This is a genomic window from Flavobacterium cellulosilyticum (assembly GCF_004349355.1).
Taxonomy (GTDB): domain Bacteria; phylum Bacteroidota; class Bacteroidia; order Flavobacteriales; family Flavobacteriaceae; genus Flavobacterium; species Flavobacterium cellulosilyticum.
The window spans coordinates 55,111-69,874 of the sequence record NZ_SMFK01000011.1 but is presented as its reverse complement, the minus strand read 5'-3'; the positions used below and the strand labels follow the sequence as shown (position 1 = coordinate 69,874).

Below are 14,764 nucleotides of genomic sequence, written 5' to 3'. Positions count from 1 at the left end.
TGGGTGATTTTAGTTTTTTATTTCAAGTTGAAGCAACAAATCGGTTTGTACATCATCGCCCAAGGTAAAAATATGTTTGTCAAATTCAACAAAACCATTTTTAGAGTAAAATTGTAGTGCTCGGTGATTTTCTTCCCAAACTCCAAGCCAAACCAAATCAATATTGGCTTGTATAGCACTATTTATAGCTTCGTCGAGCAATAATTGCCCTATTTTTTTCCCATGAAAAGTTTGTAAAACATAAATCCTGTGTATCTCTAAGCTGTTTTCTTTTTGTTTTTCGGTTTGGGAAATACCAGTATTTATTTTCAAATATCCAATAGTAACTTTTTCCAAAGAAGCAAGATAAAAAGCCGAATCAGGATTGTTTATTTCCATAATCAATTGTTTCTGATTAAAATTATCACGAATATAATTGGCCATGTTTTCTGGCGAATTTACAGATGCAAATGTTTCTTTGAAAGTTGTTATGCTGATTTCTTGAATGGTTTCAAGGTCGGAAATAGTGGCTTTCCTAATTTCAATTTTGGACATATAAAAAATGCTTGATGATTTTGAATGCAAAAATACCACAAATTAAATGTTCTGCAATTTTCATTTTCGGATATTGTATTTGTACTTTTGAGCATTCAATAAACAGAATAACAAATTATGAAAATCGTATTGTCGCCAGCTAAATCTTTAAACTTTGAAAAAGAACTTCCAACGGAACAATTTTCTGAATCTGTTTTTCTTAAAGAATCACGTCAAGTTCATAAAGTATTAAAGCAAAAATCGCCAAAAGATTTATCGGAATTAATGGATATCTCGGATAAACTGGCCGATTTGAATTGGCAGCGTAATAAAGATTGGAAAACACCTTTCGCTCCAGATAATGCAAGACCTTCGATTTTCGCTTTCGATGGTGATGTATATTTGGGATTGGATGCCTATTCGATTCCTTTAGAAAAATTGGAAATTCTTCAAGATAAATTAAGAATTTTATCCGGTTTGTACGGTCTCTTGAAACCGCTGGATTTAATGCAAGCGTATCGCTTAGAAATGGGCACTAAGTTACCTATTGGCGACAGCAAAAACTTATACGAATTTTGGAAACCTATTATAGCCAAATCTTTAAACAAAGAACTCAAAAAAGGGGAGTTGTTTGTCAATTTAGCAAGCAACGAATATTTCTCTGCAATAGATGTAAAAGCGTTGAAAGTTCCCGTAATTACTCCAGAATTCAAAGATTACAAAAACGGAAAACTAAAAATAATCAGTTTTTTTGCCAAAAAGGCTAGGGGAATGATGGTGCGTTACATTATCGATTCTAATGCGGAAACAATTGATGATTTGAAAGGATTCAATTATGATGGCTATCAATTTGATGCTAATTTATCAGAAGGGAATCATCTGGTTTTTACGAGATAATAAAAATTTTAGATTGCAGATTTTAGATTTCAGAATTATGAGCAGACAATATTTGACACTCAAATTTATGAAGCTATACAATCTCGTATTTACCATCACGAAATCTACAATCTACAATCTAAAATCTAGTGCATCGCATCAGCTGGATTAATTTTGCCACTTCCTTTTTTAATCAACAAAATAAAAGGAATACATAATAAAAACAAGATTCCTAAATACATAAAGACGTCCATGTAAGTTAATACAGAGCTTTGAACCATTACTTTGTACTCGATAATTTTATACGCTTTCGCTAAAGATTCGTTAAAAGTAAAACCTTTCGACATAAATCCTTGCTGTAATCCTTGTAGTGTTTGTTGTACTTTGAAATCAGTTTTATCAAGTTTGGATATCAAATTTACACGATGTTCTTGATTGAATCTTGCTATAAAAGTAGTGATGATAGCAATTCCAAACGATCCTCCCAACTGTCTCATCATCCCAGTAAAAGCGGCTCCTTCGCCAATTTGCCTGCCAGAAAGTGTCGACAAAGAAAGAGTGGTAATGGGTACAAACAGCAATCCTAATCCAACTCCTCTTAATATTAAAGGCCAAAACATAGCCTCGGAACTGGTATCTGGTGTTATAATATTATGCATCCAAAAGGTAAAACAGAAAAACATTAAGAATCCTACTGCTACCATATAAGACTGAGGAACGCCTCGTTGAATCATCTTACCAATAAAAGGCATCATTATTCCTGTGGTAATCGAACTCGGAATTAGTAATAGTCCTGCCTGAGTAGCATTCCATCCCAAAACCGATTGGGTGTAAATAGGGACAATAAAAGTAGAGCCATACAAACCAAATCCCATGATAAAACTCATGATAGTTCCTACCCTTAAATTAGCATTTTTCAAAACCCTAAGATTTACAATCGGGTGTTCGTAGGTAAGTTCTCTTTTTATAAAAAGAATTAGACCAAATACAGAAGCAACGCTTAAACCAACAATTAAATTATCATTGAACCAATCGTCTTGTTGACCGTGTTCCAAAACAAATTGTAGCGAACCTATAAAGGTTGTTAAAAAGGCAATTCCCCACCAATCCACTTGATTTACACTTAATTTATTGCCGTATTTTGGACTTTTTACAAACATAATGGTAAGAATTGTGGCAATAATTCCAATCGGAATGTTAATGTAAAAAATATAAGGCCATGAAAAGTGATCCACAATATAACCTCCTAATGGCGGTCCAAGTGTAGGCCCAACAATTACTCCCATCCCATAAATAGCTTGTGCCATACCTCTTTTGGCAATAGGATAACTTTCGGTAATAATCGTTTGTGCGGTTACCAATAAGGCTCCTCCTCCAAGTCCCTGAATGAATCGAAAGGCAACGAGTTCCCAAATATTAGTGGCATTCCCACACAAAAATGAGGCAGTTGTAAATATAACAATAGAAACCGCAAAATAATTACGACGACCAAATTGCTGCGAAAGCCAGCTTGTCATAGGAATTATAATCACATTGGCTATTGCATACGCGGTTATAACCCAAGCAATATCTGTAAGCGTCGCGCCAAGACTACCTCGCATATTGTTCAATGCTACGTTCACAATTGTCGTGTCCACGATTTCAAGCAAGGCGCAAAGAACGGCAGTTATCGTAATGATAATCCTTCTAAAACCGTATTCTACTAATTCATCGTCAACTGTTTTTACCATAAAATTATTATTATAAATAAACTAAATTTCAATCTTTTGGGCGTGACCCTCCAGATTGCTTCGTCGTGCCTCCTCGCAACTTCGGGTCGGGCTTTCCGTTCCCGCTTTTTTGGGATCGGCAAAAGCGCCGCTCACAAAAAGAGCTCCACTGCAATCCCTCACGCGAGCGCAGAAGGAATTTTAGATTTCAGATTGCAGATTGCAGAAGTGAAAATCTATAAATAATTATCAGTATCCATTTTCCACTAACACCAAATCTAAAATCTGCAATCTAAAATCAAAAATCTTATTTCAAATGAATATCAACACTTGCATTCATCCCAGGTCGAAGTAATTTTATCTTTTTTGGATCGTTCGACTCATTTAAACTAATTTTAACAGGCAGTCTTTGGATTGTTTTTACAAAGTTTCCTGTCGCATTATCAGGAGGTAATAATGAAAAAACCGATCCAGTTGCAGGTGAAAAACTGGCCAATTTTCCTTCAAATTCAAAATCAGGATAAGCGTCAATTTTTACAATTACTTTTTGTCCTATTAGCATTTTGTCCAATTGTGTTTCTTTGAAATTAGCAATTACCCATGCTTCATCGTTATTGATAATATAAAACAATGATTGCCCTGCTTGGACTAATTGCCCCGGTTGAATATCAATTTTAGAAACTTGTCCATCAATTGATGCCGTAACTACGGTATAAGTAAGATTAAGTAAAGCCGAGTCCAATTGAGCTTGTGCTCTTTTAATATTGGCAGCAGCCACCTCAGTTTGTTTGTCAGAAACTCTAGATTTAGCTACGATTGCCGATTTTTGAAAGGAACTAGTTTTTTCTTGTTGTTGCAAAATACGAACTTGATTTTCGGCTTCTTGTTTTGCAGAAGATGCTTGCTCAAATTGCTGTTTTGTTATAGAATGATTTTTATACAAATTGTTATAACGGTTGTAATCATTAGTAACTTGAGCTAATCTGATTTTTGCCGATTCAATATTTCCACCTGCAGATAATACATTGGAATTAGAAACTGAAATATTAGCAGATGCACTTCCAATATCTGCTTTTGCAACTTCAAAACTAGCCTGTGAAGCAACCAATGAAGCATTCGCTTCTTCTATTTTTATTTGATAATCACGCTTATCAATCGTGAAAAGAGTATCTCCTTTTTTTACAAAATTATTGTCTTTTACATATACTTTATGAATGTATCCAGATACTTTTGGGATGATAGGATTCATGTTTTTTTCGATTTGAGCATCATCCGTTTCTTCATGCGACAAAGAATGTGCATATTTGAAACCGCCATAAATACCTCCCAAAATTAATAATGAAAGAATGATAAATATAAATTTCTTGTTTTTAGTTTTCTTTTCCATGGTCTTGATTATATTTTTGTAATGTTGAAAGTATTTAATAATTGTCCTGTTGCCGAAAGCAATTCGTAATATTTTTGAATGATATTGGCTCTTGCCAAAGCTGTATTGATTTTTGAATTCAACTGTTCAACATCGGCCTCTAATAAATCATTTGTGTCTGAAAGTCCATTGTCGTATTTGTCTTTTACAATTCTGTAATTTTCAGAGGATTGTTCATAAGCTTGTCGATACACTTGACTTTGTTTCAATGCTAAATCATAATTTTCTATAGCTTGTTTTACCTGAATTTTAATATTGTCTAAAAGAATTTCATGAGTGTTTTTTATTTCAAGCGATTTGCTTTCGGCAATTTTTACAGTGCTATTGTTTTTAAGGATATTACTAATATCATAGGAAATACCAACTCCAAAATTCATTGCATTTTCTACTGTAACTAAATTTTTAATGTCTAATACAGTATAGCCAGTTTGAATGGATAAAGACGGATAGTAATTGCTTTTGGCTATTTTTATATTGGCTTGAGATGCTTTTTCCTGATATTTTATCGCTTCCAAATCCTTACGATATTCCAATGCTGGTTTTTCATCAGTAGGGATGTTATTCATTTTAAAATCATCAAAATCACTTTCTCTAATAACTAATTCTGTGTTTTCTGGTAATTTTAAAATGCTTACAAGATTGTAATTTGTTACATTCAAATTGTTTCTAATTTCGTCAATTGAGAGCTGAATTTTAGAGACTTGTAACTGTGATTTTAGTAAATCATTTCTCGGAATTATACCGTTTTTTTCCATTTCACTAAAATCGGCCGTACGTTGTTCTGCTTGGTTTTGATTTTCTTTTAGTAATTCTAATGTTTTCTGAGACTTATATAATCTTGCATATAAATGGATGACCTTCATTGCAATTTCCTCTTTGGTTTGGTCTGCTCTTGCAGTTTCTGCAAGGGATAAGTTTTCTGATAAATTGATACTATTTCGAATCTTAAATCCAGAAAAGATAGGCAGACTTGCATTTACCTGACCAAGCATTAATTGATCTACAACTGGCATCGGCTTTGTAGCACTATTGTCTTGATTGGTTTTTAAATCAATAGATGCTTTTGATAATTTCAGGTATTGACCAGAGGCTTTTAAATCAGGGTATTGATTGTTTTTTGCCGATTGCAATTCGTACTTTGATGTAGTTACTTTTGTATTAGCTAAAGCAACTTCATTACTATTTGACCACGCCATTTGGATAGCTTCATTTAAGGTGTAACTCGTTTTTTCTTGGGCATTTATGGCGTGAATTCCAATAAAATATAAGCCAAAGAGGAGTATTGAATTAATTTTCATAAACAAGAAGGGCTTTTATGGTTTGTTGAATGTGTTTTGTTAAATCTGTTTTTATAAAGTTGTCATATTGAGTGTCAGTTTTCAAGTCTAATATTTCTTCATAGAAATCTTTGTTCATTTGAAAATGGAAAAAAGTTCCAATAATTGTTGGAGTAATAAGTGGGATTATAATATCTTTTCTGAAGATTCCTTTTGCTTGACCTTCTTTGATTATTAACTCTACGGATTTTAAATTTGCTTTTTTTAATTCAGTGAAATATTTAAGAATACTTTCGTTTTTCTTTGAAGTTAATTCAAAATGCATAATGCGATAAATTCCCCTGTTACAATTAATTCTATTGATGTATAATTCAATTAACTTATTTATTTTGGCTACAGGTTCAAGGTTTTCGGCTATTAAAACTAATAACTGTTCCTTAAGTCCAATCGTTTTGTGTTTGATTAATGATTCTAACAATAAATCTTTTGATCCAAAATAATAGGAAATCATAGCAACATTAATATTCGCAATTTTCGAAATATCTCGAATAGAAGTTCCATCAAATCCTTTCTCGGCAAATAACTTTTCAGCTACTTCGAGAATTTGAATTTGTTTGTCGTTTAAATTGTTTTCCAATGTTAGTAAATTTATTAGCCGACAAAATTAAACAACTGTTTAATTTAAACAGTTGTTTAATTATTAATTAACTTAAATTTAACATAAAATAGTTCGTAAAAAAACAGCATTAAGAAGATTCTTGTTGCTGTTTTTATATTAAATAGGATTATAAGATTATCTCATCTCAATAGAAATCGGCAAGTTATAAGCTGTTCGGACGGGTTTTGAATCGATTATTCCAGGAGTCCATTTGGCTTTTATAGATTTTAAAACACGAATCGCTTCTTGTCCTAAACCATATCCAGGATCTCTTAGTACTTTAATATTACTCATACTTCCGTCTTTTTCTATCACAAACGAAACATATACTTTTAGGTTACTCATTCCGTCGATTTCTGGTTTCTCAAAATTTTTTCCCACATAAGTATAGAAATTTTTCATTCCGCCTGGAAACTCTGGTAATTTGTCTAATATTGTTGTGTTTACAATCGATGTACCGTAATTCACAGCTTTTGATATTTCGGTTTCGGTTCCTGTAGCTGTTATTGGATTAGTTCCAACTGTTCCCAAAGCATCGGAAGTTATACTTGTAGTATTCTTGTTTTCAATGTTTGTGGCTAACTCCTTAATTGCTTCTTCGGCATGAACTATAACTGGATTAATAAGTTGGTCTTTTTGAATAATAGTTGCAGCAACTTGGGTTTTTACTTCGGGAATTACAGTTTTATGGACGTCTGTTAAGACAACATCTGTAATTTGAATAGGGTCTGACCATTCTTGTGCTGGATTTTCAACAACTATGGTATCGGAGTTAAAATAACTGATAACTGTTGCAATAGTTCCAATGGATGCTACAAATAATAATCCCATAAAGAAGGCCGATAAGGTGCTTTTGACACTTTCACGGCGTAATTGATAGGCACCGTAATTTTTGTTTCTGTTTTCGAATACAAGATCAATCCATGGGGTTTCGTAAATACTTAATCTAGACATAATTTGTGGTTTTAAAGGTTAAGTATTTATTTTGTCATATAAGTGCTATTTTAACTAATAACGTAAAAAGGCATGAGTTTAATATATAAAACAGAGGATATTTTATAATTATTTTAACAAAAATAGTGAAGGTCCATTTTATAAGGTGTCTTGATGAAAAATAATAATAAAAACAGGGGGTTTTTATTTAAAGCAAGCTCAAATTAACGATTGTCTTTAATGATTTCTGCCAATAGTTTTTTAGCTCGGAGAAGTTTTATTTTGACATTACTCAAGGGTTCGTCAATTTTAGTGGCGATTTCTTGGTAGGTCATTTCTTGAAAATAACGCAATTGAATTACTTCCTGATAATGTGGTTTTAGTTCTTTGATGAACTGTAAAAGTTGAGAAAGATTTTGTTCAGTTATTAATTCGTCCTCTGCAGATGGAGTTGTATCGGCAATATTGTGGGCTTTTCGATCGTCGTCTTCACTGATTTCAATAAAAAGTGACGATTTGTTTTTACGTAACAAATCAATATGAACATTTTTTGCAATAGCGATCAACCAGGTATTAAACTGAAATTCGGGATTGTAACTAGCAATTTTATCGAATGCTTTTGAGAACGTTTCTATAGTAATGTCTTCGGCATTCGTCTCGTTTTCGGTGCGTTTTAACATAAAACCATAGACCTCATTCCAATATAAATTCAATAGAAAAGTAAAGGCTGCTTGATCTCCTTTTTTAGCTTTTTCAATTTGTAGATTTATTTCCAATATACTGGTTTTGAAAAAAGATTTGTTATGAAAACATTTAATTGAGTGAAGATAAGCACAATTTCAATAATAGGAAACCAATACATCACATCTTTTTCTTTTAATTTTCCGGCCGAGAATCCCAAGGTGATCCAAGAGAATAAATATCGGAAGCCAATGATGCACAAAACAATGATCCATTGATATAGAAAAGACAATAAAACGATAGCAAATAAGAAAAAGAGCAATTGTGAAATATAAAAAAGAGCTAGTTGTGTTTTGTCAAAGGATTTGTAATGTTTTGCTGTAGATACGTGTCTTCTTTTTTGAGTAAACCAAGCTTTGAAAGTAGTTTTTGGCATCGAATACGTAAAGCTTTCAGGGCTAAAATTGAATGTTGTATTCCTTTTTGTAGCAATCTGATTGATGAATAAATCATCATCACCAGAACGGATTTTCATGTGTTCGATAAATCCATTTACATTATAAAATTCTTCCTTTTTGTAGGCTAAATTGCGCCCAATACCCATATATGGTTTTCCAGCTTTTGCCCAGGAAAAATATTGTACCGCTGTGAGCATGGTCTCGAATCGAATGATTTTATTCAAGAAAGACTTGTTGATTTTTTCATAAGCTCCATAACCCAAAACTATCGTTTTATGCATTGTAAATTGTGAACTCATCTCTTTTATCCAATCTTTTGAAGCAGGAAAACAATCGGCATCTGTAAATATCAAATATTCTTTTTTAGCTGCTTTTATTCCCAGCGTTAAGGCGTATTTTTTGTTGCCCCAAAAGGCTTCATTATTTTGTACTCTTACTAATCTGACATTGGAGTATTGTTTTTCAAAATTTTCGAAAATTTCTAAAGTCTCATCACTTGATGCATCGTCAATCAGAATAATTTCATAATCTGGATAATCTTGTTCAGCAAGGAGCGGAATGAATCGAACCACATTTTCGGCTTCGTTTTTAGCACAAACAATTACAGAAATCGGAATTCTTTTTGGTGTAGATTTTTGCTTTTTAGCAAAAGCAAATTTTCCAAAAACAAACACATAATACGAAAGTTGAATTAGAACGATAATTACAAACGCGTAAAAAATAAAGGTTAACATATAGGCAAGGCTTCTTTTTAAAATCTGTGCAAATATAAATATCAATTATCAATTATCAACCGTTAAATAGCAATTACTTTTAGTATTAAATCACGTTTACTTCTGCTTCGATTTGAATGCCAAAAGTCTTAAAAATAGTGTCTTGAATAGTGGTAGCAATTGCTAGAATTTCCTTACCTGTTGCATTACCATAATTAACTAAAACTAGGGCCTGATTTTTATGAATTCCAGCGTTTCCAAAGCGTTTTCCTTTGAAACCTGCTTGCTCAATGAGCCAGCCAGCAGGAACTTTAACTTCGGTTTCTGAAACATCATAATATTTCATTTCAGGAAATAATGGATGAATTTTATCGAAATCTTTTTTCAGAATAATGGGGTTTTTAAAAAAACTTCCGCTATTGCCTAGTTCTTTTGGATTAGGTAATTTGCTTTCTCGAATGGCAATTACCGCATTACTGACGTCCTTTAATGAAGGTTTCGTAATGTGGTTTTTAGCCAATTCAGAAGCAATATCTCCGTAAGAAATATTAATTTTATGATTGCGTTTCGTTAATTTATAAATTACCGAGGTAATAATATATTGGTCCTTTACTTCGTTTTTGAAAATACTCTCACGGTAACCAAAATGACATTCGTCCTTGGTGAATGTTTTCATTTCCTGATTTTCAATTTTCATGGCTTCACAGGAAATAAAAGTGTCTTTAATTTCAGTTCCATAAGCACCAATATTTTGTACAGGAGTTGTCCCAACGTTTCCCGGGATAAGCGACATGTTTTCTAATCCACCCAAGTTTTGGACGATGGTCCATAGCACAAATTCGTGCCAATTTTCGCCAGCTTGACTTTCGACCCATACATAATCATCGTTCTCATCAATAATTTTATGACCCTTTAAATCTATGTGTATAACTAAAGCATCTATATCTTTTGTCAAAAGCATGTTGCTTCCGCCTCCAAGTATGAATTTTTTTTCGGTTTTATTTTGTTCTAAAATAGTTCGTAATTCAGAAACATTATGAACGGCAACAAATTGTTTTGCTTTGGCTTCTATGCCAAAAGTATTGTAGTTTTTTAGAGAAAAATTGTGTTGAATTTCCATGAATAATAGTGCTTTTTGAATTCTGTGATCAAAAGTAAGGATTAAAATTTATTGGCATAGTTTTTCAGCCAAATATGCATCATAAATAACGGCATTATATAAGGTATCATTTTAGTATCTCCTTTTCTAAAATTTTCAACTAATTTCGGTGCATTGATGCGTCCAAAATAATCCATTTTGAATAAATCACTTTTTGAAAATGAATCTAATTCATCAATGAATCCTTGGCTTTTTATCAAATAATCTCCCCATGGAACACTCAATCCTACTTTTTTAAATTTTAATACTTCCGCAGGTAATCTTGATGCCATTGCTGATTTTAAAATGTATTTCCATTTTTTTCCAGTGAACAACCATTTGTCATCAAGAGATCCAAGTCCGGCAATAAGTCTTTGGTCCAAAAAAGGATCTCTACATTCGATAGATGCGCCCATTGTACAGCGATCATTTCTGTCAAGAAGCGAACATAAATAGGTATGTTGGTCTAGGTACAGTGCTTGTCTCCTTAAATTGTTTGGATATATTGATTTTGCCTCTGCTAAAATTTGCATCCTATATTCGTTTTTTGGTGGCGAATTAATTCCAAATACAGTTGAAATGTCCTTTGGGTAAATATTACAACCATTATAGAGTACTAAGTCATCAGGGTCTGCTATTTGAGAATAACGAGCAAGTTTTTCGAATCGAGGACTTGTATTGAAATATTCCATATTGCCAATAACTGCAATAGTTTGAAGTAAACTTGGGTATTTTAGTGCTTTATATCTTACATATCCGCCCATTAATTCATCAGCGCCTTCACCAGAAAGTAGCACTTTTACAGCTGGTTTTGCCATTTGCGAAAGTGCCAAAATATGAGGTTCACTTAAATGCATAATGGGTTCATCCTGAAAATAAGTAGCGCTAAGCAGTTTTTCGAAAAGGTTGTTGTCTTCTAACTGCATGGTATGAAAACCGTAATTAAATTTATCAGCAATTAATTTTGCTAAATGGGATTCGTTATGTTCTTTTTCTTTGAATCCAATATTATAAGTTTGAATATCTTTGAAATTCTGTTGGTTTAATGAAGCCAAAATTGATGCTGAATCGAGTCCGCCGCTAAGCAAAACACCAACTGGAACGTCACTTACCATTCTCAATTTTAGGGAGTCATCAAAAGTGTTGCGAAACCATTCAATTGGTTTCTGAATCTTTGGATGGTTCTGAATTTCGGATTTCAAATCCCACCATTTTTCATTCGTTATTTTTCCACTTTCGTGAATGGTCATCACGTGTCCTGGTAATACTTTTTTTACGTTTTCATACAAGGTATTTTCACCAGAAACAAAACGATTAAAAATAAATTCTTCCAGTCCATCATTAGCTAATTTTAGAGGAATTCCAACAGTAAAAAGTGCCTTTTGTTCCGATGCGAAGTAAAAGGTTTCATTTTTGAACGTATAATATAAAGGCTTAACCCCCATTCTGTCACGAACTGTGATTAGCTTTCGTTCCATTTTGTCCCAAATGGCAAAAGCAAACATACCATGGAGTCGATTTAGCATTTTTAGACCATATAATTCATACAATTGCAACAAAACCTCAGTATCGGAATTTGTTTTTATAATTATTCCATGGCTTCGTAATTCAGGGTAAAAATCCTTGAAATTATATATTTCTCCATTATATACCATAACATATCGACCATTATCCGAAAAAAAAGGTTGATGTCCTGCTGACGATAAATCAATAACGGACAGTCTCCGATGTCCTAATCCAATATTGTTTTCTAAAAATAATCCTTTGTCATCTGGACCACGATGTTCAAGCGAATCTCGCATTTTAGTTAAAAGGCGTTCATCTACTTTTTTTTGCGTTTGCAAATGCATGATCCCATTAATTCCACACATAACTAGTTCGTTTTTTGTGTGTTAATTAATTCATGGTATTTTTCAGCAATTATTTTCATATTGATTTTGTAATCTGCATTTTCTTCAACAAATTTTCTGTTCTTTATTTTGGCTTCTTTTCGATATTGATTGTTTTCAAAAGCCCAAATAATTTCATCAGCAAGCATTTTATAATCATCAATTGTGATTAACTGTCCGTTTTCTCGATGTTTTATCCAGCTTTGATTGCCTGGAATATCAGTTACGATTGGATAACAATTGGATGCCATTGCTTCAAATAAAGAAGCCGATACTCCTTCAGTTATTGGCATGCTGAGATAAATGTTTGAATTCTGTAGCAGTTCTGGTAATTTTGTATTTTGGATTCGACCCGTAAAATTGACTTTAGTTTCGATTTGTAATTTTTTGGATAATGCTTTTAGGATTGGTAATTGTTTGCCGTCACCTACAATGGTTAATGTGAAATCAATTCCTTTTTGGTTTAGTATTCCAAAAGCTTTTAATATAACTTCATGTCGATAATCTGGTGCCAAAGAACGGGTCACAATAGCATTTATTTTGGATGGATTTGCAGTGTTAATATATTTAAATTGTATCAAATCGATTCCTTTTGGCAGTACTAAAACCTTTTTCATATCGACATTTGTGGCTTTCATTGAAATGGTCATAACAGAACCCCAAGCGTGTATTAAGTCCGCTTTTTTGAAAGCATAATGCTGAATTATTTTTTTGAAAGCTAACAAAATAGATTTTTCAGGCCATATGTCCGTTCTTCCTTGTTGCGCAATTGCAATAGGTTTTACTCCTGATAATGCAGCAAGAAAACCATAACTAGTGGTTCGTTCAGCAATAACCATGTCAGGTTGATGTTGTTGGATTATTTTTCTAATGGAGAAAATAGCCAAACTAAATTCAAAAATTCGAATTAGTCGGCTAAAAAAACTTGTGTTTGGTGTTTTTAATTCCCAAGTGACGATGTCGAAGTCGCCAAATTCCTTCAGCCCATTCATCCAAGTAATAGCGTCGGCTCTATAGGTTTCACCAAGAAAAAGTATTTTCTTTTTAGTCATTGATTCTATAATTCTTCGGTTGTTAAAGCACGATTTATAAAATCATTCAAGGGTTTTAATACGATTAATTTCTTGCTCATTCTGGCAACAAAATCTTCTTTCGTAACTTCATCTAAATCAAATTTATGTGTAGTTTCAAAGCTTTTTAACTTCAGGAATTCTATTGCAGGATGTTCTTTTTCGTAACCTCGTGGTGGGTTTTTTAGTATATTGTTTTCATTTCGGTCAAAATCTCCAAATTCTTTTTTGAAGCTTTTGTTATTCATGATTTCTTGTAAATCTTCGTTGAAATAGGCAATTTCTTTTCGAACTTTTTTTAAATCTTCGGATTCAGGGCAATAGAAACCGCCAGCTATAAAACTGCCAGTTTTGGCAAGGTGAACATAATAACCCGAACGATTCATCCCTTTGGCTCCACTCGACATCCATATGCCTAAATGGTCTTTATAAGGTGATTTGTCTTTTGAAAATCGAATGTCACGATTGATTCTGAAGGTGCAATTTTTAATTTCGAGCATTTCTAACGATGGATCTAACGGTTTCATTGCATCCAGAAAATCCGATACTAAATTATGATAGTCTTTTTTGAAAATGTCATAACGCTTTTTATTGTCTAAAAACCAATCTCGATTGTTGTTGATTTTTAAGTCTTCCAGAAATTGCAGGCTGTCTGTTGAAATCATAGGTAATTCGATTATTACAGTTGTTTTTTCAAGTCTTCTTCACTTATAAATCCAGAATGTTTCCAATTTATTTCCTGGTTCTCGTATAATAAAAGTGTTGGCAATTCGTCAATTTTCATATCTTTCATTAGGGTTTTGTTTTCATCAGCGTTTAAGCGAATTATAACTACTTTGCCAGCCATTTCTTTTTGCATTTGCAAGAGATACGGAGTCATTTTTTTGCATGGGGCACACCATTCTGCATAGAAATCGATAAGTACTTTTTTGTGAGAATGTATTAATTTTGAATAGGCTAAGCTACTCATGCCAATGATTGTGTCATCAGGTTTTGATAATCCTGCTGACGTCCATTTTAAGAAACCACCTTCAAGATTGTAGATTTTTTTAAATCCTAATTCTTGTAATTTAGCAGCTGCTTTTACACTTCTTCCTCCGCTTTTACAGTATACAAAAACAGGTTTTGATTTGTCATATATAGCTATATCTGAAACAAAGTTATTCCCAAGCCAATCCGCATTTTCAGCATTGTCGATATGTTCCGGCGCGTATTCTTCAGGCGTTCTTACATCCAAAATTTGTGCATTTGGAACTTCGCTTATTTTTTTGGCGAAAGCCTCAGGAGAAGTGTTTTCGATATTTTTTGAAGGTTGTCCGATGCAGGAGGAAATGGTAAGAGAAATAAATAGTACTAAAATTGAATAAAATCTCATTTTAACTGGTTTAAATTAACGAGGCTAAAATAAGAAATTTCTATTTCT

Annotated in this window: 14 protein-coding genes; 1 reads left to right on the top strand and 13 read right to left on the bottom strand. The window is 32.9% G+C overall.

Features of this window, described 5'->3' with window-relative positions; all coding sequences use genetic code 11:
- Positions 1–9: 9 nt before the first annotated feature.
- A complete protein-coding gene (locus E0F76_RS14400; RefSeq protein WP_132007541.1) occupies positions 10–534 on the bottom strand; it encodes a GNAT family N-acetyltransferase in 525 nt (174 codons plus the stop codon).
- A 117-nt stretch (positions 535–651) separates the two neighbouring features.
- Between E0F76_RS14400 and yaaA the strand changes: the two genes are divergently transcribed.
- Positions 652–1,410, top strand: coding sequence for a peroxide stress protein YaaA (gene yaaA, locus E0F76_RS14395; protein ID WP_132007538.1), 759 nt, complete (start codon positions 652–654; stop codon positions 1,408–1,410).
- Positions 1,411–1,535: 125 nt separating this feature from the next.
- Here the strand turns inward: yaaA and E0F76_RS14390 are convergent, their stop codons facing one another.
- The 12 genes from E0F76_RS14390 to E0F76_RS19895 all read right to left on the bottom strand — a co-directional run bounded on the left by E0F76_RS14390 (position 1,536) and on the right by E0F76_RS19895 (position 14,716).
- Positions 1,536–3,119 carry a DHA2 family efflux MFS transporter permease subunit gene (locus E0F76_RS14390; RefSeq protein ID WP_132007535.1) on the bottom strand — a complete coding sequence of 528 codons (1,584 nt, stop codon included), beginning with the start codon at positions 3,117–3,119 and terminating at the stop codon, positions 1,536–1,538.
- A gap of 286 nt (positions 3,120–3,405) precedes the next feature.
- Positions 3,406–4,485, bottom strand: a complete 1,080-nt coding sequence (locus E0F76_RS14385) for an HlyD family secretion protein (protein ID WP_132007532.1) — start codon at positions 4,483–4,485, stop codon at positions 3,406–3,408.
- Between the two features lie 8 nt (positions 4,486–4,493).
- The gene (locus E0F76_RS14380) at positions 4,494–5,822 is read right to left on the bottom strand and encodes a TolC family protein (RefSeq protein WP_132007529.1); all 1,329 of its coding nucleotides are present in this window, start codon (positions 5,820–5,822) and stop codon (positions 4,494–4,496) included.
- The gene (locus E0F76_RS14375) at positions 5,812–6,438 is read right to left on the bottom strand and encodes a TetR/AcrR family transcriptional regulator (RefSeq protein ID WP_132007526.1); all 627 of its coding nucleotides are present in this window, start codon (positions 6,436–6,438) and stop codon (positions 5,812–5,814) included. Before E0F76_RS14375 ends, E0F76_RS14380 begins: the two co-directional genes overlap by 11 nt.
- Positions 6,439–6,594: 156 nt before the next feature.
- Positions 6,595–7,413 (bottom strand): energy transducer TonB, encoded by an 819-nt coding sequence (locus tag E0F76_RS14370; protein ID WP_132007522.1) that lies wholly within the window; start codon positions 7,411–7,413, stop codon positions 6,595–6,597.
- A gap of 203 nt (positions 7,414–7,616) precedes the next feature.
- On the bottom strand, positions 7,617–8,168 hold the full coding sequence (locus tag E0F76_RS14365; protein WP_132007519.1) for an RNA polymerase sigma factor: 552 nt from the start codon (positions 8,166–8,168) through the stop codon (positions 7,617–7,619).
- Positions 8,159–9,265, bottom strand: coding sequence for a glycosyltransferase (locus E0F76_RS14360; protein ID WP_132007516.1), 1,107 nt, complete (start codon positions 9,263–9,265; stop codon positions 8,159–8,161). The genes E0F76_RS14365 and E0F76_RS14360 overlap by 10 nt, the downstream gene beginning before the upstream one ends.
- 85 nt (positions 9,266–9,350) lie before the next feature.
- Complete coding sequence (gene murB / locus E0F76_RS14355; protein WP_132007513.1) at positions 9,351–10,364, bottom strand: UDP-N-acetylmuramate dehydrogenase; 1,014 nt, start codon at positions 10,362–10,364, stop codon at positions 9,351–9,353.
- 41 nt (positions 10,365–10,405) lie between these two features.
- Complete coding sequence (gene asnB / locus E0F76_RS14350) at positions 10,406–12,253, bottom strand: asparagine synthase (glutamine-hydrolyzing) (RefSeq protein ID WP_132007510.1); 1,848 nt, start codon at positions 12,251–12,253, stop codon at positions 10,406–10,408.
- A gap of 2 nt (positions 12,254–12,255) precedes the next feature.
- Positions 12,256–13,323 carry a glycosyltransferase gene (locus tag E0F76_RS14345; protein WP_132007507.1) on the bottom strand — a complete coding sequence of 356 codons (1,068 nt, stop codon included), beginning with the start codon at positions 13,321–13,323 and terminating at the stop codon, positions 12,256–12,258.
- Positions 13,324–13,328: 5 nt separating this feature from the next.
- Positions 13,329–14,006 carry a DUF2461 domain-containing protein gene (locus E0F76_RS14340; protein WP_132007504.1) on the bottom strand — a complete coding sequence of 226 codons (678 nt, stop codon included), beginning with the start codon at positions 14,004–14,006 and terminating at the stop codon, positions 13,329–13,331.
- Between the two features lie 14 nt (positions 14,007–14,020).
- On the bottom strand, positions 14,021–14,716 hold the full coding sequence (locus E0F76_RS19895) for a thioredoxin domain-containing protein (protein WP_132007501.1): 696 nt from the start codon (positions 14,714–14,716) through the stop codon (positions 14,021–14,023).
- Between the last annotated feature and the right edge of the window lie 48 nt (positions 14,717–14,764).